The sequence below is a fragment of the Pseudomonas duriflava genome (assembly GCF_007830155.1).
Classification (GTDB): Bacteria; Pseudomonadota; Gammaproteobacteria; order Pseudomonadales; family Pseudomonadaceae; genus Chryseomonas; species Chryseomonas duriflava.
This window is the reverse complement of sequence record NZ_VLKY01000017.1, coordinates 20760-43893: the sequence shown is the minus strand read 5'-3', so window position 1 is coordinate 43893 and position 23134 is coordinate 20760. Positions and strand designations below refer to the sequence as shown.

Sequence of the window (23134 nt, the reverse complement as noted above, 5' to 3'; positions counted from 1 at the left end):
GGATTTGGAAGAGCCGCCGAGCTGGCTCCGAATGCATCGAGGCAAACCTATGAAAATCACCAAACTTACGACCTATATCGTGCCGCCGCGCTGGTGTTTCCTGAAGATCGAAACCGATGAGGGCATCACTGGCTGGGGCGAGCCGGTACTTGAAGGGCGCGCCCACAGCGTAGCTGCGGCGGTCGATGAGCTTGCCGATTACCTGATCGGCAAGGACCCGCGCAACATTGAGGATCACTGGACGGTGCTCTACCGGGGCGGCTTTTACCGGGGCGGCGGTATTCACATGAGCGCCCTGGCGGGTATCGATCAAGCCTTGTGGGATATCAAGGGCAAGGCCTTGGGCGTACCGGTGCATGATCTGCTGGGTGGGCAGGTGCGTGACAGTATCCGGGTTTATTCCTGGATTGGTGGTGACCGCCCGGCCGAGACGGCTGCACATGCTTTAGAGCGTAAGGAAAAGGGTTTTACCGCCATTAAGATGAACGCTTCTGAAGAGATGCAGTTTGTCGATACCTTTGACAAGGTGGATCAGGTCATTGCCAATGTTGCAGCCATCCGGGACGCCTGCGGGCCACACTTTGGCATTGGTGTTGACTTCCATGGCCGGGTGCACAAGCCCATGGCCAAGGTGCTTATCAAGGAGCTGGAGCCCTATCGTCTGATGTTCATTGAGGAACCAGTACTCAGCGAGCACTACGAGGCGCTCAAGGAAATCGCTCTGATGAGCAACACGCCCATTGCCTTGGGCGAACGCCTATATTCGCGCTGGGACTTCAAGCGCATCTTGCAGGATGGCTACGTGGATATTCTCCAGCCCGACCCGTCCCATGCCGGTGGCATCACTGAGACACGCAAAATCGCGAACATGGCCGAGGCCTATGACGTAGCCATCGCGTTGCACTGCCCGCTCGGCCCGATTGCCCTAGCGGTTAACCTGCAGCTGGACGCCAATTGCTACAACGCATTCATCCAGGAGCAGAGCCTGGGCATTCACTACAATCAGGGTAACGACCTGCTCGATTACATCAAGAACCCAGAAGTCTTCGATTACGGGGATGGTCACGTAAAGATCCCGCAGGGCCCGGGGTTGGGCATCGAGGTAAACGAAGAGTATGTCATCGAGCGTGCCGCCATTGGCCACCGCTGGCGCAATCCGATCTGGCGCCACAAGGACGGCAGCTTTGCCGAGTGGTAACCCTATATTCGTTGAGTAGCCGGTCAGAGGCAGAAAATGCGCCTGGCTCGGCAGTTTTAACATTTTGAAACGAACTGGAGCGGAACCTCGCGAGTCACTGGAAAGCTGATCCGGGAACGCACGCACATTTTCCTCCGTACTGACGGACCGGCATTACAAAAACAACGCCCAAAAGGCAGGAGTCCAGTTTATGACGAGTAGTACTCATACCGCCGAGAAAACTCGGGGCACCGCAGTGTTTACCTGCATTCTGGCAGCTTTGGCCGGGCTGATGTTCGGCCTGGATATCGGCGTGATTTCAGGCGCTACCCACTTTATTCAAGAAGAATTCCAGATCTCTGATCGGGTGATCGAGTGGATTGTCAGCAGCATGATGCTAGGGGCAGCCCTGGGGGCGTTAGGGGCAGGTTGGATGTCCGCTGCCCTAGGGCGTAAGCGCTCCTTGATTCTGGGTGCGATTCTTTTTGTGTTGGGATCAGTGCTATGTGGTTTCGCCTGGTCACCGAATTCGTTGATTGTAGGGCGCTTTATCCTGGGTCTGGCTATCGGCATCGCCTCGTTTACAGCCCCGCTGTATTTGGCGGAGGTAGCGCCGGAGCAGATTCGCGGCTCAATGATTTCGCTGTACCAGTTGATGATCACCGTAGGCATCCTTGCCGCCTTTCTTTCTGACACGGCGTTCAGCTACAGCGGTGCGTGGCGCTGGATGCTAGGAATCATCGCCATTCCAGGCGTACTGTTCCTGATAGGGGTCCTGGTGCTGCCAGACAGCCCGCGCTGGCTGATCATGAAGGGGCGCAAACAACAAGCGCTAGAAGTGTTGCGTAAGCTGCGTGGTAATGAGGAAGCAATCATCCAGCAAGAAATCCGCGACATCGAAGAGCAACTGCGTATTCCGCAGCGCGGCTGGCATCTGTTCAAGGAAAACTCGAATTTCCGACGCTCCGTAGGGCTGGGCGTGCTCTTGCAGATTGTCCAGCAGTTCACAGGCATGAACGTGGTGATGTATTACGCGCCCCGCATCTTCGAGGGCATGGGTTACGACACCCAGGCCCAGATGTGGTTTACCGCAGCGGTAGGCTTGACCAACGTCTTGGCCACCTTTATTGCAATCTTCCTGGTAGACCGCTGGGGTCGTAAGCCGATCCTGTATACCGGTTTTGTCGTCATGGCAATCGGTATGGGCGTTGTTGGCACCATGATGAACATGGGTACGCTAAGCCATGGACAGCAGATCTTCACGGTTGCCATGCTGCTGATCTTTATTGTTGGTTTTGCCATGTCCGCCGGTCCGCTGATCTGGACGCTGTGCTCCGAAGTACAACCCCTTAAGGGTCGCGACTTTGGCATCGGCTGCTCCACGTTCACCAACTGGATCGCCAACATGATTGTTGGGGCAACTTTCCTGACGCTGCTTAACGTTATTGGCAATGCCGCAACCTTTTGGCTCTACGGTGCGTTGAATGCCTTCTTCATCCTGCTGGTGTTCTGGCTCGTGCCGGAAACCAAAGGCACTACGTTAGAGCAGATCGAACGTAACCTCATGAGTGGCAAACCGCTGCGCGATATCGGGCAGTAGCGTTTGCAAGAGACCACCGGCGAGTGCCGCCGGTGCGTCATCTCCGTTGTGTATAACAAGTCCAAGACAGGTGTAACGGTGATGCAACATTCCTCAACCCGCACGGCCTACGGTAAGGCCCATGCTGGGATTCAAACCCAGACGGCTTCACGTTCGCGCTATTTCATCATGGTATTGCTGTTCGTCACGGTAGTGATCAACTATCTCGACCGCAGTAACCTTTCCATCGCCGCGCCGCATCTGGCTCAGGACTTGAACATTGACCCTGTGCACATGGGGCTGATTTTGTCCGCGTTCGGCTGGACCTATGCGGCCATGCAAATTCCTGGCGGCTGGCTGGTAGATAAAGTCTCGCCGCGCGTGCTCTATCCGATCGCCATCGCACTGTGGTCTCTGGCAACCATTGGGCTGGGCTTTGTCGGCAGTTTTGTAGGCCTGGTTGTCCTGCGTCTGGCAGTGGGTGCCCTGGAAGCACCAGCGTATCCCATCAATAACCGGGTGGTAACCACGTGGTTTCCGGAAAGCGAACGGGCTACAGCTATCGGTTTTTATACCTCTGGGCAATTCGTGGGATTAGCCTTTCTGACTCCGGTTCTGATCTACCTGCAGCAGACGTTCGGCTGGCACATGGTGTTTGTGGTAACAGGCGGGGTCGGGATCGTCTGGGCTGCCCTCTGGTACCTGATCTACCGAGAGCCAAAGGACTTCAAAGGCGCCAATGCCGCGGAGGTAGCGCTGATTGAGCAGGGTGGCGGCCTTGTCGATCTGGAAAAGAAAAACAAGTCCCGTGCGGCGTTCCGCTGGAGTGACCTATGGGCCGTACTCAACAAGCGTAAGCTGTGGGGCATCTATATTGGCCAGTTCTGCCTGAACTCCACGCTGTGGTTCTTCCTGACGTGGTTTCCCACGTACCTGGTTCAATACCGAGGCATGGACTTCATCAAGGCAGGGTTCTTGGCTTCGGTGCCATTCCTGGCTGCCTTCCTCGGGGTTATCTGCTCCGGTTTGCTATCAGACTGGCTGGTACGTCGTGGCGTCTCGTTGGGCATGGCGCGCAAATTACCCATCATCAGTGGTCTGTTAATTTCTACATGCATTATCGGGGCGAATTTTGTTGATACTCCTGTACTGATCATTGCCTGCATGGCAGTGGCCTTCTTTGGTAATGGTCTGGCGTCGATTACCTGGTCGATGGTGTCTGCCGTGGCGCCGGCGCGCCTGTTGGGGTTGACGGGGGGGATGTTCAATTTTATCGGTAACCTGGCGTCCATCAGCGTACCGATTGTGGTTGGCCTGCTTGTTGATGGAAACAATTTTGCTCCGGCGATCACCTATATCGGTATTACAGCCCTGGTAGGTGCATTGAGCTACGGCCTTGTAGTCGGCAAGGTTGAGCGACTCGAAGAGTAAATGTCTCTTTGGCCGGAGTGCACCTGCGCTCCGGTTTTTTACTGTTTTTCCAGCCAATCCACATCTCTACTGCGTGCAAAACAGGCTAGGTGTTCTACACTCTTCCTACTCTGCTAAATCGTTTCAGCTAATGAAACGGCGGAGCATAAAATCAATAACAAGGAATTTGAAATGAACACTTCTGTTTCCCTCTTATGGGCCAGCCTTGGCCTGCTAGCCTTGTCCGCCCCTGCGTCTGCTTGGGAATACACGCTTATCGATGCGAACACGCCTGCCAAAAACTGGAGCATTACCAGCGAGCAGCTTGGCGTAAAAACAGACAAGCCTTTTTCGGTCACTCTTAAAACCTTACATGGCGGCCGCCAGGAAGGGGTGAGCCTGATTGAGATCAATACCGGTGCGATGAAAATGACTGTCGTGCCGAACCGCGGCATGAACGTGCTGCATGCGACTTCCGGTAACGTACGGCTAGGCTGGGACTCACCGGTGCATGAGGTGGTAAATCCAGCGTTCATCGAGCTTAATGGCCGTGGCGGCCTAGGCTGGTTGGAAGGGTTCAATGAATTGGTGACCCGCTGTGGCTACGAGTGGGTGGGCCATCCCGGCATGGATAAGGGTGAGCTACTGACCCTGCATGGTCGCGCAGCCAATATCCCGGCTTCCAAAGTAGTGCTAACCATTGACGAGAAGCCACCGTATGCCATCCATCTCAAAGGTGAGTTGCGTGAGCAGGCATTCAAGAAGATCGATTTTCTCGTCGATACCATGCTAACAACCGAGCCGGGGGCAACTCACTTCACTCTGCATGATCGCCTAACTAACCAAGGCGATTATGAAAAAGAGTATCAGGCGCTCTATCACAGCAATTTCGGTACGCCGCTTCTGGAGGAGGGTGCCAAGTTTGCAGCGCCAGTACGTGAGGTTTCACCCTTCAACGATTATGCCAAACGTGACCTGAAGGACTGGCAAACCTACCGTGGGCCGACCAAGGATTTCGATGAGATGGTCTACAACCTGTTCCCGTATGGTGACGCCCAAGGCAATAGCTTGGCTGTATTGCACGACAAGGCTGGTAAGCAAGGTGTGAGCCTGAGCTTCAACATCAATCAGCTGCCAGTTTTCTCCCTTTGGAAAAACACCGATACAACGGGGCAAGGCTATGTTACCGGACTGGAGCCAGGAACCAGCTTCTCGTATAACCGCCGCTTCCAGCGTGATCTGAACCTGGTGCCAAAGATCGGGCCGAAGGAGACGCGCGATTTCGAAATTACTTACAGCCTGCTCAGCGACGCCAAGGCAGTAAACGATGCGCTCAAGCGTGTCGAAACAATCCAGCAGGGACGCAAGACCGAGGTGCGTGAAACGCCGCTGGTGGACTTGAGCCAAGAAAAATAACTGATACAAACAAAAAAGGGCCACAAGCATGGCCCTTTTTAACGCAACGTGGATCAGTCGCGGTGCTTCCAGTGTTTTTTGTGATGACCGCGATGCAAGCCATTGTCGTGGGCATAGCGACGACCCTCGTAACGGCGGCCGCCACTGCTGTGACGATCGTCCGAATCGCCCATGCTGCTGCCCAAGGCAGAACCGGCACCGCCACCTAAGGCTGCACCGACCATGGCGCCTGTGCTACCGCCTACAGCATTACCTAAAATGTTACCGCCTGCCGCGCCCAGGCCACCGCCAATGGCGGCCTCTGTCTTGTCGCCGCGCTTGGCACCTACGGCACCGCCGGCAGCGCCGCCGATGCCAGCACCGATGGTGGACCCTGTGCTACCGCCTACGGCATTGCCGACGGCCGAGCCTACAACCCCGCCCAGCGCACCGCCTAAACCGGCCCGCAAATCGTCGCCCGCCACTGCGCTGGTACCAATCAGGCTCAGGGACAACAGAAGGATCGAGGAATACTTCATAATCAAAACTCGCATGAGGATGATGGCGGTGATCCTCGTGATTACCGCTTCGCTTGGCAAGTAGAACGTGTAATAGATTGCGAGGACAGACACAGAACTTAAATGTATGAATCTATTACCGAAACTTTTTCAGCGAACACGTGTCTGCTTATTTTTATCCTAGTTGAAGTGTTTTACTAAAGGCCATCCGGCACTGGGATAGCCTTTCCAACGCGGTGAGCAATGAGACTATCAAATCTCGCCCCATGTCTCGCGCGCTACATCTATCACCCGTTGTAGCTTCGCCCATTGTTCCTCTTCCGTCAGCAGATTACCTTCTTCAGTTGAGGCGAATCCACACTGCGGGCTCAGGCAGAGCTGATCCAGGGCTGCATACCGTGAGGCTTCCTCGATACGGCGCTTGAGGGCATCCGGACTTTCCAACTCACCGGTTTTGGTTGTCACTAAACCTAACACAACCTGGCGCTTGCCTTTGGGCAGGTAACGGAGGGGCTCGAAGCCGCCTGCGCGCTCGGTATCGTATTCCAAAAAGAAGGCATCGATATCCGTGTTGCCGAACAGGATTTCGGCGACTGGTTCATATCCGCCTTCGCTGATCCAGGTTGAGCGGAAGTTGCCACGGCATACATGCAGACCGATCCGTAGATCATCCGGCCTGTCGGCCAGTGCCTGATTCAGAACATTGGAATAGATTTCAGCCAGACGCTCAGGATCATCGCCACGTGCGCGGGCGGCAGCCTTTTCCTTTTCCGAGCACAGATAGGCCCAGACGGTGTCATCCAATTGAAGATAACGGCACCCTGCATCGTAGAAGGCCTTTACGGCTGCTTTATAAGTGTTGGCCAGGTCGGCGAAAAACTCCTCCAGATCTGGATAGACGTCTTCGCTGATGTTCTTTCGCCCGCCCCGAAAGTGCAGCACGCTGGGGCTGGGGATGGTCATCTTGGCTGTGCTGCAGGTCGCTACGCTGGCCAGAAACTTGAAATCCTCCACCATGGGGTGCCCGGTGAAGCCCAACTTGCCGGTGACCTTGATACCGCGGGATCTGGTCTGTTGGCCTTGAAACTGGATGCCGTGCTCCGCTTCATAACCTTCCACGCCTGCAAGCCCTTCCAGGAAATCGAAATGCCACCAGGCGCGGCGGAATTCTCCATCCGTTACAGCAGCCAGTCCAATAGCTTCTTGTTTAGCAACAATCTTGCGGATTTCATCGTTTTCAATGGCGCGCAGAACATCCCGAGCCATTTCTCCAGTCTGATAACGACGGCGGGCTTCCTTGAGGATTGGGCTACGCAACAGGCTGCCAACGGTATCGGCACGAAAACGGGAGGAATGACTGGGCATACAGTTACCTAATACTTAGTAAATGAATATATTTCATGATCATTTAATGAGGTAAAGGTTTCCAGCGGCTATTCTTCAAGGTGAATATCAAAATTTCTCATGAAGACTATGGGTGGAGCGGATGGCCGCTGCGCTGAGGGTAGGGATGCGATGATTAGAAAAGCGAAAGAGCATGAATACGACCGGATGGTATCGCTCTGGTTGGTAGCATCGATCAAGGCACACGATGGCGTTGAGCCTGGTTTCTGGCGCAGTCAGCAACAGGCCATGAGACAAAAGTACGTGCCCAGCGCAGAGAACTGGGTATATGTACGTAACGATACTATTCTGGGGTTCTGTTCGTTACAGCAAAACGTAGTGGCGGCACTGTTCGTTGATCCGGCGTATCAGCATCAAGGCATCGGCAGTCTTCTGCTAGAGTATGTCAAATCCATCGACGCTCAACTTGAGCTCTCGGTTTACAGCATGAACGCTCAAGCAGTGGCCTTCTATGAGCAACACGGCTTTAGGACCATGGATGAGCGTTTCGATGATATGACCGGGCAATGGGAAAAGGTCATGCGCCTGGGCGAACCGGTTTACCGGTAGGCGCCTCTTGCCGGTACGAAGCCCTCTAACGTCTGAACACGCCTAAGCCCTTATGGCTCGGGCGGTTCATGGGAAGGGAAATGCGGCAGAACGTATTCGGCCAGTTCCTGCACTACTTCCTTGGCGGGGCGGCGCGAGGCTTTCAGGTTCAGGGCCGCATGATTGACTCCGCGGCGCTGCATGTGTGCAAGGTAGTCCACCAAATAGTTTCGGCCGATTCGAAGGCCCGCATGGATAGGCATAGGCGCCTGATCAGGGTCTTCGGCCAGATCAAAGAACATACCCTGAGCGAAGGGCTTGAATACGTCTTCGCCTACGACTCGCTTGATTGTTTCTTTCCAGAGCGTGGTTAGCGAGGCCACATGCTCGACACCCACAAAGTAATAGAACCAACCATCGGCGTTGGCAGCAATCCAGTCCATGGGTTGGCGGCTGCGTCCGGTAACGAAAGCAGGGATACGCCCATTAACTGGCTTGGGTATGAGGTCGGCCAGTCCCTGTAGATCACCGAAGCGGTCAAAGTCACCGGCAGGGAAAGCCGTTTCGCTGGCCAGACGAAACATTTCGAAGGCTTCTCGAAAGCGGTCGCCGCGCTGCTCATATTCATCTTCCAGGCCGAACGCCGGATATTCGACCGGCCGGTCGCCCGACGCGATCCCCAGGACAAGCCGGCCGCCGGATAGCTGATCCACGGTGGCCGACATTTTAGCCAGGTGTAATGGATGCCGAAGGGTAATAACGGCACTGCCGGTGGCAAGGGTGATGCGTTTTGTGGTGCCAGCCAGGAAACCCAGGTAGGTAAAGGCCTCGAAAATCTGTCCCATATCGCCAAAACCTGGATCGTAGAACGGCACATCTCTGGCCCAAAGAGCAGCAAAGCCCAGCCGATCGGCCAGTTGTGTAAGCTCGGCATGGTGCTCCAGAGACGGCCCCGGCTCGTTGGGATAGCTCGCTACCGGCAGAATAAAGCCTAAGGTAAGCCTGTCCGGCGCAAAGACGCGCCGGAATCCAGGGTGGTGAGCGAATAGGCGAGTCGCGGAAAGCGATGAGTCGGTCATAGGCATCCTGAGCCCGGCTGGCAACTGGAGGGCCGGACTTTCTTTAAGTATAGCGGTGGGCAATGGAGTCCTGGCGGCACGTTAAGTTCGCCAGGGTGCCTGATCGATAAGCCAGACAAGCGCGCTATGCCAGACGGAATGCCCTATAGCCTGTGATCGATGACCTCTTCTCGGTAGATATACTCTTGAAAAGACGTCCCAGGTCGACTGGGACGTCATGCCTTACGCGACCGAGGCGATGGTGCTGCTGCGGGAAGGCTCCACCCGGATAGCCACGAATTTGGACGTTGGCGTAAAGCTGCCTTCGCCATGGCTTTCCAGCGGCACCAGCGGATTGGTCTCTGGATAATAAGCCGCTGCCTGACCTTCCGGGATATCGAACGGTAGTAGGGTAAAGCCGCTGACTCGGCGTTCGACGCCATCGTCCCACAGCGAAACCATGTCTACTTTCTGGCCGGGTTCGAAACCGAGGCGTTCAATGTCCGCCGCGCTTACAAACACTACGTTACGTTGGCCTTTCACGCCGCGGTAGCGGTCGTCCAGGCTGTACACCGTGGTGTTGTACTGATCATGAGAGCGCATGGTCTGCAGGATCAAATCCGGCTTGACGCCACCCTTGCGTACCGCCTCAGGAATCAGATCATCCGGCAACTGGCTTGGCGCGAAGTTGGCTTTACCGGTTGCAGTGTTCCAGACACGGGCACGTGCCTTGTTACCAAGATAGAAGCCGCCTGGGTTGTCCAGACGGGCATTGAAATCCTGGAAGCCCGGAATCACGTCGGCGATCAGATCGCGGATACGGTCGTAATCCTCGACCAGCCAGTTCCAGTCGACTGGGTGGTTACCCAGCGTAGCCGTAGCGATTCCTGCAACGATAGCCGGTTCCGAGCGCATCTGACGGGACAGTGGCTTGAGTACGCCGGCCGAAGCATGGACCATGCTGAAACTGTCTTCTACTGTAATGGCTTGCTTGCCAGTGGCCTGCATATCCAACTCGGTACGTCCTAGGCAGGGCAGGATCAGCGCTTGTTTGCCAGTTACCAGGTGGCTGCGGTTGAGTTTGGTGGCGATATGCACAGTCAGGTCGCAGTTACGCAAGGCACGGTGGGTTCGTGGCGTATCCGGTGTGGCTTGGGCGAAATTACCTCCCAGCGCAATAAAAACCTTGGCTTCGCCCTTTTCCATCGCCGCAATGGCTTCCACCGTATTGTGGCCGCGCTGGCGCGGCGGCTTGAAGTCGAACCGCTTTTCCAGAGCATCGCTAAGCCAGGCCGGCGCCTTTTCGTCGATACCCATGGTGCGGTCGCCCTGCACATTGCTGTGTCCGCGAACGGGGCAAAGGCCAGCACCTTCTTTGCCGAGGTTGCCGCGTAGCAGTTGTAGATTGGCGATTTCCTGAATGGTCGCCACAGAATGATGGTGCTGGGTCACACCCATCGCCCAGCAGATGATCACGCGATCGGCTCTGGCATACATACGCGCCGCCTGCTCAATCTCAGCCAGTGTCAGGCCGGACTGCTCAACGATTTTCTGCCAGGAAGTAGCATCCAGGGCCGCCAGGTAGTCGTCTACACCTAGCGTGTGCTGGCGGATGAAGTCATGGTCGAACACACGGCGCGAACCGCTCAGCTCGGCTTCTCGCTCCCATTGCAGCAGAAACTTGGCAATGCCACGCATGGCCGCCATGTCACCGCCCAGCGCCGGGCGGAAATAGGCTGTGTTGGTGGGAAGCGAGTTGTTGGTTAGCATCTCGATAGGGTTCTGCGGATGCTGGAAACGCTCAAGGCCACGTTCCTTGAGCGGGTTAAAGCAGACCACCTGAGCGCCGCGCTTTACAGCGTTGCGCAAGACTTCGATCATGCGCGGGTGGTTGGTGCCCGGATTCTGCCCAACAACAAAGATGGCATCGGCGTGCTCCAGATCTTCATAGGTCACAGTACCCTTGCCGACGCCTACGCTGCGGTTCAAACCTACACCGCTGGCCTCGTGGCACATGTTGGAACAATCAGGGAAATTGTTCGTCCCAAAGGCGCGTACAAACAGCTGATAAAGGAACGCCGCCTCGTTACTGGCGCGGCCGGACGTATAGAATTCGGCCTGGTTTGGATTTTCCAACGCCTTCAAGTGCTGGGCGATAGTCGCAAAGGCATCGTCCCAGCTGATCGGCACGTAATGGTCAGTCGCCGGGTCGTAACGCATCGGCTCGGTCAGACGGCCCTGGTATTCAAGCCAATAATCACTCTGTGTACTCAGGCTGCTGACGCTGTGCCGAGCGAAAAACGCCGCATCTACCCGGCGGCTCGTCGCCTCCCAGTTCACAGCCTTGGCACCGTTCTCGCAAAACTTGACCAGCCCGTTTTCCGGGGCCTCGCCCCAAGCGCAGCCTGGGCAGTCGAAGCCGTGATCCTGGTTGGTCTTGAGCAGGGTCCGGATGTTTTTAACCGCCTTGCCGCTGTCGAGCCAGAAATGCACGACGCTTTTCAGCGCGCCCCAGCCAGCGGCCGGGCCTTTGTAAGGTTTATAGGATGGATGTGGCTGGCTCATGATTACTCCCTGTGATCTGTGGTGAGCGGTGCCGGGCTGTACACGCGAGGTGGGGACTGATGGGGCAAATGAATAAGATTAAGGCGATGCCGTCTCGCCCACTCCACTGCAAGGCCCGTCGGAGCGGAGAGGGTGACCAGCGTGGCCAGATTGGCGCGCACGGCTTTATGGATGAGTTCCAGGCTGCAGCGGCTGGTGACGACTACAAAGCCCTGACGCGGGTTGATCTTTTGGCGCATGAGTGCGCCGATAAGCTTGTCCAGCGCGTTATGCCGGCCGATGTCTTCACGGCACAGGTTGAGTTCGCCTTCGGCTGTGGCGAACAAGGCGGCATGGACTGCACCGCTGCGCTGGCCAAGACGCTGGGCATCGTTGATGCGCTGGCGAAGATTATCGAGGTGTGCCGCTGGCGGTAGTGGCACCTTGCGCAGGCGATCCAATTGCGGCAGTGCCTGTTCCAGTGCCTCGACACCACAAAGGCCGCAACCGCTGGTACCGGCCATCTGGCGGCGTTGGTTCTTGAGGCCCCAGAAGGTACGACTGGATATCTCGACCTCCACATTTAGCGCCTCGCCAACCCGGCGGACCTGCATCCCATAGATGTCATCAATGGAGTGAATGATCCCAGCGCTCAGGCTGAGCCCTGCAACGAAGTCTTCGATATCGGCCGGGGTAGCCATCATCACGGTGTGGCTGATGCCGTTATAAGAAATAGCCACAGCGCATTCTTCCGCCAGGAGCGTTTCACCCACGATATCAGGGGCTTTCAGCTCAGCGTAAGCGTAGCCCGGCAGCTCGCCCGAGGAGGGAGAAGCCGGAGCGGTATCGGAAGAAGTCGAACGGGACATAGCAGTAATTGGCCTGCGACGGTTTGACACAGAGCACAGATTAGGCCGCTTAATGGACATCGTCTAATCGCTAGTACCGATGCCATGATAGATGCCGCTTATCGTGTAGCGGCTCGGGTTACGGATGTAGATGGGCGTAGAGCAGGCGGGCTTCGGCAAAACAGGCTTCGGCCACAGGTAAACGCGGCGCTGTACGCCGGATGATCAGGCCCAGTTCTGCCAGGGCTCGGCCACCCTGGATAGGCAGCAGACGGGAATGTTCGGTCAGTGCGTCGAACCCGCCCTGTAGAGGCATTACAGCGCAGCAGATTCCGGCGTTCACTGCCTGCAGGAGCAGGTGGACGGCATCGCTCTCCAGAACCGGCTGCGGTGCTAGTCCGCGGCTGCGGAAACCATGATCAATGGACTGGCGGAAGTGCATGCCGCTGGTCAGCAGCCCCAACGGCAGCTCCGCCACGCTTTCCCAGGTCAACTCGTCGACGTCGAAGCTGAAGTGGCGTTGATCGAACAATAGACCCATTCGGGTTTCCGTTAGCGGCTGGGATTCGAACAGGGCATCGTCCAGGTGATCCAGGTAGGAAATGCCAAGGTCGAGCTGATTACTGGCCACCTGATCCAGGATACGTTCGGTACTGAGGACCGAGAGCTGAAAGCGCAGGTTACGATGCAACTGGCGCAAGTGATGCAGCAGGGGCATCGGGTCATAACTGGCCAGCGGCACTACGCCAACGCGTAAGGTGCCCACAAGTTGACCCTTGTAGGCGGCTGCTTCGGCATAGAGGCCTTCATGGGCGGCCATCAGCGTACGGGCCCAGGCCAGAATGCGCTGTCCGGCTTCGGTGAAGCCTTCGAAGCGTTGACCCCGACGGACCAGTTCCAGCCCTAGCTCATCCTCCAGATTGCGCAGGCGCATGGATAATGTGGGCTGCGTTACGTGGCAACGTTCGGCGGCTTGGCCGAAGTGACGGGTTTCTTCGAGTGCGATCAGGAATTTGAGCTGTTTGATGTCCATGGAGGGGCGGACGAGTGAGCCGATCTTAAGGGAATCGCAGCCAGCATAACGTTCCTATGGCCGGATAGGGCATTTTTATACAGGCGGCCTGCAATCAGGTACAAACCGCCGTGTCTTGGATTAGCGCAGCAGTCAGGCCCCTGGCGTCTGGGCTACAGCTTGCGGACCCTGACACACATTGGCCATCCCTCGTACGAGTGCGAGTCGGTGCAGGCTGTCCAGCGAATGCGCTGTGGCATAGGCATCGATAGCTGCCGCGGCGGCATGGGGGCATTCTTCCCGATGCCGGATCGGCTCAGCCTGACGCAAGGCATTCAACAACTCCCCCTGTAAACGATCCAGTCGTTGGCGCAAGGACGCTAGGTCAGGGCGCGTTGTGTCGGGGGCTTGATTTGCCATATGCCACTGAGCCAACAGGCCGTACTGCACCCATTTGTTGGCTTCGATCTGGTCGGTAAAAAATCGCCTGGCATCGTCCGAGAGCAGGCCGTGCGCCGACGCCTGGGAGCCTACGCGAACAAGCACATCTGCCTCGCGCTGAGCGTCGAACACCGGTTTGCCGCTGTCCCATTTACTCAGGGCCACCTGATCGGCAATGGCGACCCGCTCATTGATCTTGTCCAATAGCAGGTTGAAGTCGGCCGCCTGGGCCAGCGAGGTAGACAAGGCTAGGCCGAGGATAGCCGTGAGTTGGCTGAGCGCATGGAAGGCGTTGCGGCGTAAAAGGCGCATAGGCAGTCCTTGAGAGTTAGTGTAGAGCCAGGTGCTAGACCGATGTTCCGTTGTTTAGGTGTGGCGGCAGTATCTCTCGATAATCATCTACCGCATCAAACTCGGCCGTATCCCGCGGCCCTTGCTGACTGTCGGGGTTACGTACAGCCAGGAGGTGTGCAATCCCGTAGCGCTGGGCGCTGCGTAGGACCGGCAAGCTGTCATCGATGAACAGGGTGCGCGCCGGATCAAATTCGAAATCCTGCTGTAGCGCGAACCAGAACTGCTGGTCCTCCTTGGGAAAGCCGTAATCGTGGGAGCTGATCATCCGGTCAAAATAAGGGGCCAGTTCTATCCGTTCGAGTTTCAAGGAAAGCGAATCCCGGTGCGCATTGGTGATCAACGCGACACGCTTGCCGGCGGCCTGAAGCGCTGCAAGAAAGGTGTCGGCATCCGGGCGCAGAGCAATCAGGTGAGCAATCTCACGCTTGAGGGCCACGATGGAAAGGCCTAGCTGGGCACTCCAGTAGTCAAGGCAGTACCAGGTCAGCTTGCCGGCATTGCCCTCAAACAAGGGCTCTAGCTCGGCCATGGCCCATTCAAAAGACTGGCCATGATGCTTCGCGTAACAGCGGGGGAGATAATCTAGCCAGAAATGATTGTCGAAATGCAGATCCAGCAAGGTACCGTCCATGTCCAGCAGTACGGTATCGATCTGGTTCCAGGCGAGGGTAAGCATGGGCATCCTCTGTCAGCGGCATGAAAACGAGGCCGTTTGGCGAGCCTTCGTCGCAATTGTGCCAGGACGAATCGTCCTGGCAACGGAATAGTAAGCCAGGCGCGCTATCATAGCCGACCGATTCGTTCAGGAGCCGCTTATGCGTCAGAAACCCGCTGTGCTTGCCCGGCAGATCGTCGCCAAGAGCCGACTTTTTACCGTCGAAGAAATGCAGTTGCGCTTCTCCAATGGGGTCGAACGCACCTACGAGCGGCTCGCCAACAAGGGAACCGGGCACGGCGCGGTGATGGTGGTGGCGATGCTGGACACCGAACATGCTCTTCTGATTGAAGAGTACTGCGGCGGCACCGAAGATTATCAACTGTCTCTGCCCAAAGGGCTGGTGGAGCCAGGCGAGGACGTACTCGACGGCGCCAATCGCGAGTTGAAGGAGGAGGCCGGTTATGGGGCGCGCCAGCTGGAGTACCTGACGCAACTGTCCTTGTCACCGGGTTACATGAATCAAAGAATCCATGTGGTTCTTGCCCGCGATCTTTACCCCGAGCGATTGCCAGGTGATGAGCCTGAGCCCATCGTGGTCGATAAGATCAACCTGCGCGACCTGCTAAGTCTGATGGATAATTCTCGTTTCACCGAGGGTCGCGCCCTTGCCGCGTTGTACCTGGTACGTGACCTGCTCATCCAGCGCGGCGAGTTCGTGTGATTATCGTTTTCCGGTCGTTGTCGAGGCGGCCTCATTCAGTTTGGAGGTTTTGCCCATGATGGCGCCCGTTTCCATTACCGCTCCCCTGGTTCTCAATGTGGTCGATCTGGTCCGCCGGGCTGGCGCAGCCACCCTACCGTTTTGGCGCAATGATGTCGTCGTGACGGAAAAGGCTGATGCCTCCCCCGTGACTGCTGCCGATCTGGCCGCACACCGGATCATCAGTGAAGGGCTAGCGGCCTTAACGCCGGATATTCCTATCCTGTCTGAAGAGGCATGCGACATTTCATTGGAAGAGCGTGCCAGCTGGCGATGCTGGTGGGTTGTCGACCCTCTGGATGGCACCAAGGAGTTCATTGCCGGAACGGAGGAATTCACCGTCAACATCGCCTTGGTGGAAGAGGGTCGCGTCATTTTCGGCGTGGTTGGTGTTCCGACACGTGACCTGTATTACTGCGGCGGGACCGAAATGGGCGCCTGGCGTATCCAGGGCGAGGACGGTGAAGAAATCAATGTTCGTGATACGCCTGTACAGGGATTGACCGTAGTTGCCAGTCGTCGGCATTCCAGCCCGGCGCAAGAGCAACTTCTGGCAGGCCTTGGCGAGCGGTTTGGTGAACTCAAGCTGGCAAACGTGGGCAGTTCGTTGAAGTTTTGTCTGCTGGCCGAAGGCGCTGCGGATTGTTATCCCCGGCTGGCACCCACTTCACAATGGGATACGGCAGCGGCCCAGGGCGTTTTGGAGGGTGCCGGTGGCATCGTGCTTGGCTTGAATGGAGAACCCTTGACCTACGAGGCCCGGGAGAGTTTTCTCAACCCGTATTTCCTGGCCCTGCCAGCCAAGGCTCATTGGCGGGACGCCCTTGTGACGTTGGCCTCCCGCCTCGAGTAAGCCTTATTTATGCAGTACGTACTGCCCGGTGAAGCGTACGCCGTCTTCACCGTTGGCAGCCAGGATGCGTGACTGAAGGGTGATCCGGCCACGTCCGCGACGGCGGAACATGGTTTCGAAGCGTTGCCAGTCCCGCTCGTCCGGCGCTTCGCAAATTGCGCTGGCATCCGTTGTGATCGGTATCGGATAAGTGATCTGGCCTTCTTGAATGACGATATGGCCTTCTTCTTCCATACCGGCTTCACGCAGGCGCAGGTATAGCCAGCCCCAGCCCGCGAGAACCGCGATGCAATAAAGGCTGCCCCCGAACATGGTATGGGCATGGTTGACGTTGGCATCGAGCGGCGCGTGCAGGCGCAGGATATGCGCATCCCAGCTTTTCACCTGCAGGCCAAGGGACTGGGTGATTGGGATGTCGCGGTACAGCAATGATTCCAGATGGCGGCAATCGCGTTCCATGCCGGGGTCCTATACAAGCAAAATGCGGGGGTTTCAGGCAGACGCAAGCAATGACTAAGGAGTCACGTGCGTGCCTCATTGTGCCCTAAACGCGGGCGTTCAGGGGAGACGCTCGGCAGGCGAAAGCGAAAACGCGCTCCGCCTAAGGCCGAATCGTCGATACTCAAGGCGCTGCGGTAGCCTTCCAGGATGTCTTGGGCCACAGCCAAACCTATTCCTTGCCCAGGGTGTCGGCTGTCGATTCGTACGCCGCGCCGTAAAACGGTCTCTCGACGTTCAGCCGGAATGCCGGGGCCGTCGTCTTCGATATCGATAAGCCAGAGGTCGTCGTCGCGTCGAGCGCTGACTCTTACTTGGGTCAGGCACAGCCGGTAAGCGTTTTCCAGCAGATTGCCAAATACTTCCAGCATGGCGGCTTCTTCCGCTTGAACCTTCAGGCCGGGCGGTAAATCAAGCGAGGCCTGGACCTTTTTCTCGGCATAGACTTTATCGAGGGTACTGAACAGCGACTCGATGAGTGGCTGTAATTCCAGCGGGCGGCTCAACACTGCACCTTGGCGCGTAGCGCGCTGCAATTGGAAGACAACCTGCTGATTCATGCGCTCGATTTGCACTTGCAGCACAGCGACTTCGTTTTCCAGCGCCGGGCTTCTACGCAGATCTTCCGTCACGCCTTGCAGTACGGCTAACGGTGTTTTCAGGCTGTGGGCCAGATCGCCTAGGGTGTCGCGGTAGCGCTCTCGCTGCAGGCGCTCGAAGTCCAGCAAGCGGTTAAGTGAACGGATCAGGCGGCTGACTTCACTGGGTACGTTCCGCTCGTCGAGCAGATCGCGTTGGTCCGTCTCGATAGCATCAAGCTGCCGGCTGAGACGCCGCAAGGGACGAAGGCTCCAGTTCAAGGCCACGCCCAACAAAATCAGCAAGGCGAACAAAACTCCGCACAGCCAGAGCGTTACCTGATGCATGAAGCCGCTACGCAGACGGTCGTACTCTTCAGCCGGCTGCATGGTCACAATGCTGAAACCGGCTACTGGCGGATTCCCTAGCAGAACCTCACGATCAAATACAAAAAAGCCACGACCTTCATCATCAGACGTCTTGACCAGCTTGACGCCAGTACCGTCGAACGTAGGGCGATAGTTCGGGCGTTCGCGCACCGCTGATCGCGAACGCCAGAGGAGACGGCCATTCTGGTCGTAAACATAACCCAGGATCGGTGATTGAGGCCGGTCAAAAACCTCTTCAGCAATCATTTCAGGCATGGCCAGACGCCCGTCGATAGCACGTGCCGCACCAATCAGGGTATTGGCATTGGCCTCCAGGCGCGCCGCAACAAAGTTCTCTACCGTGGCGTCAAAAGCCTTGCCAATAGCCGGGATCATCAGGCCCAGGCAAACGATCACCATCAACGCCGCGCTAAGCAGGACGCGCAGGCGAAACGAGCGAATCATTGGCAGCGCTCGGTGAACAGGTAACCGCGGCCGCGGACGGTCTCGATGGGTTGCATGCCACAGGAGGCTTCAAGCTTGCGCCGCAAGCGGCCGACCAGTACTTCGATCACGTTGCTGTCGTGCTCGCCGTCATCGTCGTACAGCTGCTCCATCAGCCGCTCTTTGGTAATTACCTGCTGATGGTTGCGCATGAGGTATTCCAATAGCCGGTATTCATACGCAGTCAACTGCAACGGTTGATCTTCGTTGAAGGCCTGTTGACGACCAAGGTCCAGCCGCAGGTTGCCGGCCTTGATGCTGGGTTGGATGAAGCCTGCCGAGCGGCGCAACAAGACGTTCAGCCGCGCCTCCAGCTCTTCGAACTGGAACGGTTTGACCACGTAATCATCTGCGCCGGCGCCCAGCCCCTCAACCTTGTCCTGCCAACTGCCACGTGCAGTCAGGATCAGAATGGGCAGTGCCATGCCCTGGGTGCGCATCTGACGGATCAGATCCAGGCCGCTCATGCCGGGCAAGCCCAGGTCAACAATGGCCAGGTCGTGATGATATTCACGAGCGTTATACAAGGCCTCTTCCGCATCGCCTACAGCATTGACCACATGGCCAGCCTCGCTGAGACGCACCTTGAGGTGATGACGTAGCAGGTTTTCATCCTCGACGACGAGAATCTTCATGCATGTTCCTGACTGTTCGGTAAGCAAGGTTGGACTCGAATCATAAGTGATTATCCTCGCTTGCTCTCACAACGGCGAGCCTTATGCCCGAAGAACCGGAAAGAAGAAGGCAAGCAGGATAAAAGATGGAGGATTGATGGGTTCGGCATTTCTTCAGCCAAAAAAAACCTCTCCGGTGGGAGAGGTCAGGAGCACTTCATGGGGATCGAGAAAACAGCCACTGGGGAGAGTGGCTATGCACGACCAGGGATGAGCTGGGACGCACATAATGGAGTTGCCATAATGAACAGTGTCGAAGAAGTCGAGGAAAAGCCTGATTCACAATCTATAACTGCACCGAACGGAGCGGGTAGCGGAGCAGTGTGGGGAGCGATCATGTTCAGGCTTTCCTCGCAAGAGCATCTTCTGACAGTTTCAGACTACGCCAGGGTCGCTGAATGCTTTCTGAATCCTGGCTGAACATTCGCTGAATGAGCCACGATCGACGCCCGTTAGCGTTCAAGGCGACCAACGGTAGGTCCGTATTGTTCTTTGCCGGTCTGCTGCTCTCTAACCCGTCCTACGGCTTATTCCGTATCGTCCGCGGTGCTTCCGCTGAAGTGCAGGCCATGCTTTTTCAGCTTGTCTGATAGCGTCTTGCGAGGGAGGCCTAGTGCTTCCGCCACACTGCGCAGCGACGTATGAGGGCGGCTCAATTCCTGAGCAATGAGCGCACGCTCGAATGACTCCACCTGTTCACTGAGGTTGGCGGTTGAGGAGAGTTCGAACATGCGTCCTGTCGGGGTTGGCGTGTCGGCGACAGCCTGATCCGTATTATCCAGAGCAAGGTCCAGCCCCAGGGCGAAGCGTTCCGCCGCATTCTGGAGTTCGCGTACGTTGCCTGGCCACGTATGGGCCATCAACGCGGCGCGCTGGCTGGGGTCAAGTTCACGGGCTGGCAAATGATGCCGTGCCGAAGCCGCCTCGGTGAAGTGGCGAAAAAGGGTCAGGATGTCTTCGCTGCGCTCGCGGAGCGGAGGAATCCGCAGGGTGGCTACATTCAGCCGGTAATAGAGGTCGGCACGAAAGCGCCCCTGGTCGGCGGCCTGCCGCAAGTCTTCCTTTGTGGCTGCAACGACGCGGATATCCAACGGAATCTGCTGGTTCGACCCCAACCGCTCAACGACGCGTTCCTGTAACAGGCGCAGCAGCTTGACCTGTACGTCCAGGCTCATGCTTTCGATTTCGTCGAGAAACAGGGTGCCGCCGTTGGCATATTCAAACTTGCCGATCCGGCGTTTTTGCGCGCCGGTGAAGGCGCCCTGTTCATGGCCGAACAGTTCGCTTTCCACGACGGATTCGGCCAGTGCTCCTGCGTTGATGGCAACGAAGGGACCGTCCTTGCGGTTGGACAGGTCATGCAAGGCGCGGGCAACCACTTCCTTGCCAGCGCCCGTTTCACCGAGAATCAGGACATCGGCATGGATCGACGCCAGCGCCCCGATTTGTTCGCGCAGGCGGGCCATGGCTGGGGTTTGCCCGATCAGGCGGGTCTGCAGTTCCTTGCGCTCCGCCAGGGCGAGGCGGAGGCTACGGTTTTCCAAGACCAGCCGCCGGACCTCCAGGGCGCGACGTACGCTGTCGAGCAGCGCATCGTTGGCAAATGGTTTTTCCAGAAAGTCGTAGGCACCAGCCCGCATGGCCTGCACGGCCAGCGGCACGTCACCATGACCTGTGATAAGGACAACCGGCAGTTCCGCATCTTGAGCATGCAGTTGTGCCAACAGCTCCAGGCCATCGATACCCGGCATGCGGATATCGCTAACCACGACGCCGGGCCAATCCCGTGCCCTGGCCATATCGAGCGTACGGGCATCGGCCAGGGTCACGATCTTGAAGCCGGCCAGGTCGAGCGTCTGCCCCAACGCCTGTCGAAGGTGAGGATCGTCATCGATCAGGAGAATCTGGGTGAGAGGGTCGAAAGGCACTGGGGAAGTCATGAAAGTATCGAAGCCTGAACGTCGTTAAAAGCACGGAATAGACAGCCGTAACGGCATAAGTTTTACACAGAGCGCTCGCTCATCCACGCATTTCCTCTTGGGGGACCGGGGCAACACCCGGTTTTCCGCGTTGCAGATGTAGCCGTACCTCCGCGCCGCCCTCGTGATGATTGGACAGGTGCAGGTGCCCGCCTAACGCCCGTAGCAGGGTGTCGCAGATGGCCAGCCCCAGGCCCAGCCCCTGGGTGGTGGCTTTGGTCGTGAAGAAGGGCTCATGGGCACGGGCCAGCGCCTCGGCCGAAAAGCCGGGGCCATTGTCGCGCAGAATAAGGGTTACGCCTTTTTCATCCTGGCTGGCGATCAGCCACAGTCGGCGGGGCGGGCCTTTTTCGATCAGGGCGTCCAGGGCATTGGTCAGCAGATTATTGATGATCTGTCGCAGCCGGGTTTCTCCCGCCTGGACCCATAGTGGTGCGTCGGGTACGTCGCGGATCAGTTCCACGTTCATGCCGCGTCGTCGGGCTGCCAGCAAGGAGAGGGCATCTTCCAGCGCATCCTGTAGAACAACACTCTCTGGCGCGCGCCGGGCGCCACGGGCATAGGCTTTCAGGTGGGAAATGATATTGGCCATGCGCGTGGTCAACTCCCCAATGAGCTTGAGATTGCCACGAGCATCGTCGATCCGGTTGTGATCCAGCAATGTCGCCGCATTCTCGGCGTAGCTCCGAATAGCCGCCAATGGTTGATTCAATTCGTGGCTAATGCTGGCGGACATGGTACCCAATGCGGACAGTTTACCGGCCTGAACCACCTCATCCTGGGCACGCATAAGCTCGCGCTGCGCCTGTTCGCGTTCATGTACCTCCTGTTGCAGGCGCTGGTTCAGCGTCTGGAGGTCTTGGGTACGCTCCTGCACGTTAAGCTCCAGATCCCGCTTGGCCCGGGCATCCAGGGCAATGCGTTCCAGATAATGCCTCCGCCGCAGGGTCATGACCGCTAGTAACAACAGCAACGCCAAAAGGCTGGCGCCGCCTACGTACAGGACAGTACGGACCTGACGCTCCAGTAATTCACGCGGCGCGAGAATGCGGGCGGTCCAACCGATGGTGTCGAGAGTACGCTCCTGAATCAGCCATTCTTTGCCGCTGATTGTCAGGGGTTTGAGAGAGCCCGGCGGGTAGGGGAGATTGCGTGCAATAACGGCCTGTTGTGCCGCGCTGATCGGCTGACTGGCGCGGAAGCGCCACTCATCATTCGAGGTGAGGATGACTACACCAAAGCTGTCGGTGACGAGCAACTGCTCAGGGGTGTTACCCCATAGCTTTTCCGGCTCGTCCAGATCGACCTTGACGACCACAACGCCAATGATCTCCTGGCCGTCTCGTACGGGGGCCGCAAAATAATAGCCGCGCTTGCGAGAAGTCGTACCCAATCCAAAGAAGCGGCCCGGCCTGTCTTGCATGGCTTCTTGGAAATACGGCCGGAAAGAAAAGTCCTGCCCGATGAAGCTGTCCGCCTGCTGCCAGTTCGAGGCGGCCTGGGAGTACCCGTCGGCGCGCATCAGGTAGATGACATCCGCACCACTGCGCTGACGAATACGTTCAAGTAATTGATTGGCGGCGGCCTGCGAAGCCGGATCAGCCGGATCAGCCAAGGAGGCACGTAACGCTGGCATATCGCCCAGCATATCGGGCAGAACTTCGTAGCGGCCCAGCGTACCTAGCAGGTTGGCTACATACAGATCGAGCGTCTGCCGGTTTTGCTCAGCCAACTGCTCACGATAATACCGCTCCGCCATGTAGTGCAGAGGCAACAGCAGCGGTGCCAGCAGCACAGCGAGAAGTGTAAGGGTACGCCAGCGGGGGAGGTGAAGTGACGCGGGAATATTTACCATGGGCGCATGATATAAGAGGGCCCTTAAGGATAATCTAAATGAGCCAGGCGACTACACAGCAAACCTATAGATAGGGTCGTTTGGTTGAAGGGTTCGGCTGGCCTCACAGTGTTTTCTAAAACTAGAAGTGATACAGGC

At 57.3% G+C, this 23134-nt stretch carries 21 protein-coding genes; 8 read left to right on the top strand and 13 right to left on the bottom strand.

Going from position 1 to position 23134, the window contains the following annotated elements; all coding sequences use genetic code 11:
• The first annotated feature begins 49 nt into the window (after positions 1 to 49).
• The 4 genes from dgoD (at position 50) to IQ22_RS19455 (ending at position 5582) form a co-directional block, all read left to right on the top strand.
• Positions 50 to 1198 carry a galactonate dehydratase gene (gene dgoD / locus IQ22_RS19470; protein ID WP_145145110.1) on the top strand — a complete coding sequence of 383 codons (1149 nt, stop codon included), beginning with the start codon at positions 50 to 52 and terminating at the stop codon, positions 1196 to 1198.
• 190 nt (positions 1199 to 1388) lie between these two features.
• Positions 1389 to 2777: a sugar porter family MFS transporter gene (locus IQ22_RS19465; protein ID WP_145145108.1), complete on the top strand. Its 1389-nt coding sequence runs from the start codon at positions 1389 to 1391 to the stop codon at positions 2775 to 2777.
• An 81-nt stretch (positions 2778 to 2858) separates the two neighbouring features.
• Positions 2859 to 4187 carry an MFS transporter gene (locus IQ22_RS19460; RefSeq protein WP_145145106.1) on the top strand — a complete coding sequence of 443 codons (1329 nt, stop codon included), beginning with the start codon at positions 2859 to 2861 and terminating at the stop codon, positions 4185 to 4187.
• Positions 4188 to 4358: 171 nt separating this feature from the next.
• Positions 4359 to 5582: an aldose 1-epimerase family protein gene (locus IQ22_RS19455; RefSeq protein ID WP_145145104.1), complete on the top strand. Its 1224-nt coding sequence runs from the start codon at positions 4359 to 4361 to the stop codon at positions 5580 to 5582.
• A 53-nt stretch (positions 5583 to 5635) separates the two neighbouring features.
• Here IQ22_RS19455 and IQ22_RS19450 read toward each other — a convergent pair whose 3' ends face one another.
• Together IQ22_RS19450 and IQ22_RS19445 are read right to left on the bottom strand one after the other, a co-directional pair.
• Complete coding sequence (locus IQ22_RS19450) at positions 5636 to 6100, bottom strand: glycine zipper domain-containing protein (RefSeq protein WP_145145102.1); 465 nt, start codon at positions 6098 to 6100, stop codon at positions 5636 to 5638.
• 231 nt (positions 6101 to 6331) lie between these two features.
• Complete coding sequence (locus IQ22_RS19445) at positions 6332 to 7444, bottom strand: cobalamin-independent methionine synthase II family protein (RefSeq protein ID WP_145145099.1); 1113 nt, start codon at positions 7442 to 7444, stop codon at positions 6332 to 6334.
• Positions 7445 to 7594: 150 nt separating this feature from the next.
• On the opposite strand from IQ22_RS19445, the gene IQ22_RS19440 reads away from it, so the two are divergent.
• Positions 7595 to 8032: a GNAT family N-acetyltransferase gene (locus IQ22_RS19440; protein WP_158635460.1), complete on the top strand. Its 438-nt coding sequence runs from the start codon at positions 7595 to 7597 to the stop codon at positions 8030 to 8032.
• 50 nt (positions 8033 to 8082) lie between these two features.
• On the opposite strand, the gene IQ22_RS19435 is transcribed toward IQ22_RS19440, so the two are convergent.
• The 6 genes from IQ22_RS19435 to yrfG form a co-directional block, all read right to left on the bottom strand.
• Entirely contained in the window at positions 8083 to 9090 is a 1008-nt protein-coding gene (locus IQ22_RS19435) for an LLM class oxidoreductase (RefSeq protein WP_145145095.1), read from the bottom strand.
• Positions 9091 to 9312: 222 nt separating this feature from the next.
• On the bottom strand, positions 9313 to 11634 hold the full coding sequence (locus IQ22_RS19430; RefSeq protein WP_425298882.1) for an FdhF/YdeP family oxidoreductase: 2322 nt from the start codon (positions 11632 to 11634) through the stop codon (positions 9313 to 9315).
• Positions 11635 to 11636: 2 nt separating this feature from the next.
• Positions 11637 to 12482 (bottom strand): formate dehydrogenase accessory sulfurtransferase FdhD, encoded by an 846-nt coding sequence (gene fdhD / locus IQ22_RS19425; protein WP_145145091.1) that lies wholly within the window; start codon positions 12480 to 12482, stop codon positions 11637 to 11639.
• Between the two features lie 118 nt (positions 12483 to 12600).
• Positions 12601 to 13494, bottom strand: a complete 894-nt coding sequence (locus tag IQ22_RS19420; RefSeq protein ID WP_145145089.1) for a LysR family transcriptional regulator — start codon at positions 13492 to 13494, stop codon at positions 12601 to 12603.
• Positions 13495 to 13626: 132 nt separating this feature from the next.
• Positions 13627 to 14226, bottom strand: a complete 600-nt coding sequence (locus IQ22_RS19415) for a chorismate mutase (protein WP_145145086.1) — start codon at positions 14224 to 14226, stop codon at positions 13627 to 13629.
• 34 nt (positions 14227 to 14260) lie between these two features.
• Positions 14261 to 14944, bottom strand: a complete 684-nt coding sequence (yrfG, locus tag IQ22_RS19410; RefSeq protein ID WP_145145083.1) for a GMP/IMP nucleotidase — start codon at positions 14942 to 14944, stop codon at positions 14261 to 14263.
• A 139-nt stretch (positions 14945 to 15083) separates the two neighbouring features.
• Here yrfG and nudE point away from each other — a divergent pair, with 139 nt between their 5' ends.
• Both nudE and cysQ read left to right on the top strand, forming a co-directional pair.
• Complete coding sequence (nudE, locus tag IQ22_RS19405) at positions 15084 to 15647, top strand: ADP compounds hydrolase NudE (protein ID WP_145145081.1); 564 nt, start codon at positions 15084 to 15086, stop codon at positions 15645 to 15647.
• Positions 15648 to 15702: 55 nt separating this feature from the next.
• Complete coding sequence (cysQ, locus tag IQ22_RS19400) at positions 15703 to 16539, top strand: 3'(2'),5'-bisphosphate nucleotidase CysQ (protein ID WP_145145079.1); 837 nt, start codon at positions 15703 to 15705, stop codon at positions 16537 to 16539.
• Between the two features lie 3 nt (positions 16540 to 16542).
• On the opposite strand, the gene IQ22_RS19395 is transcribed toward cysQ, so the two are convergent.
• The 3 genes from IQ22_RS19395 to IQ22_RS19385 all read right to left on the bottom strand — a co-directional run bounded on the left by IQ22_RS19395 (position 16543) and on the right by IQ22_RS19385 (position 19123).
• Complete coding sequence (locus IQ22_RS19395; protein ID WP_145145065.1) at positions 16543 to 16998, bottom strand: thioesterase domain-containing protein; 456 nt, start codon at positions 16996 to 16998, stop codon at positions 16543 to 16545.
• Between the two features lie 62 nt (positions 16999 to 17060).
• On the bottom strand, positions 17061 to 18449 hold the full coding sequence (locus IQ22_RS19390; RefSeq protein ID WP_145145063.1) for an ATP-binding protein: 1389 nt from the start codon (positions 18447 to 18449) through the stop codon (positions 17061 to 17063).
• Positions 18446 to 19123: a response regulator transcription factor gene (locus IQ22_RS19385; RefSeq protein ID WP_145145061.1), complete on the bottom strand. Its 678-nt coding sequence runs from the start codon at positions 19121 to 19123 to the stop codon at positions 18446 to 18448. The genes IQ22_RS19390 and IQ22_RS19385 overlap by 4 nt, the downstream gene beginning before the upstream one ends.
• Before the next feature lie 198 nt (positions 19124 to 19321).
• Between IQ22_RS19385 and IQ22_RS19380 the strand changes: the two genes are divergently transcribed.
• On the top strand, positions 19322 to 19582 hold the full coding sequence (locus IQ22_RS19380) for a hypothetical protein (protein ID WP_145145059.1): 261 nt from the start codon (positions 19322 to 19324) through the stop codon (positions 19580 to 19582).
• A 107-nt stretch (positions 19583 to 19689) separates the two neighbouring features.
• Here the strand turns inward: IQ22_RS19380 and IQ22_RS19375 are convergent, their stop codons facing one another.
• Both IQ22_RS19375 and IQ22_RS19370 read right to left on the bottom strand, forming a co-directional pair.
• Positions 19690 to 21102 carry a sigma-54-dependent transcriptional regulator gene (locus IQ22_RS19375; protein WP_145145057.1) on the bottom strand — a complete coding sequence of 471 codons (1413 nt, stop codon included), beginning with the start codon at positions 21100 to 21102 and terminating at the stop codon, positions 19690 to 19692.
• Between the two features lie 79 nt (positions 21103 to 21181).
• The gene (locus tag IQ22_RS19370) at positions 21182 to 22996 is read right to left on the bottom strand and encodes a sensor histidine kinase (RefSeq protein WP_145145055.1); all 1815 of its coding nucleotides are present in this window, start codon (positions 22994 to 22996) and stop codon (positions 21182 to 21184) included.
• Positions 22997 to 23134: the final 138 nt, after the last annotated feature.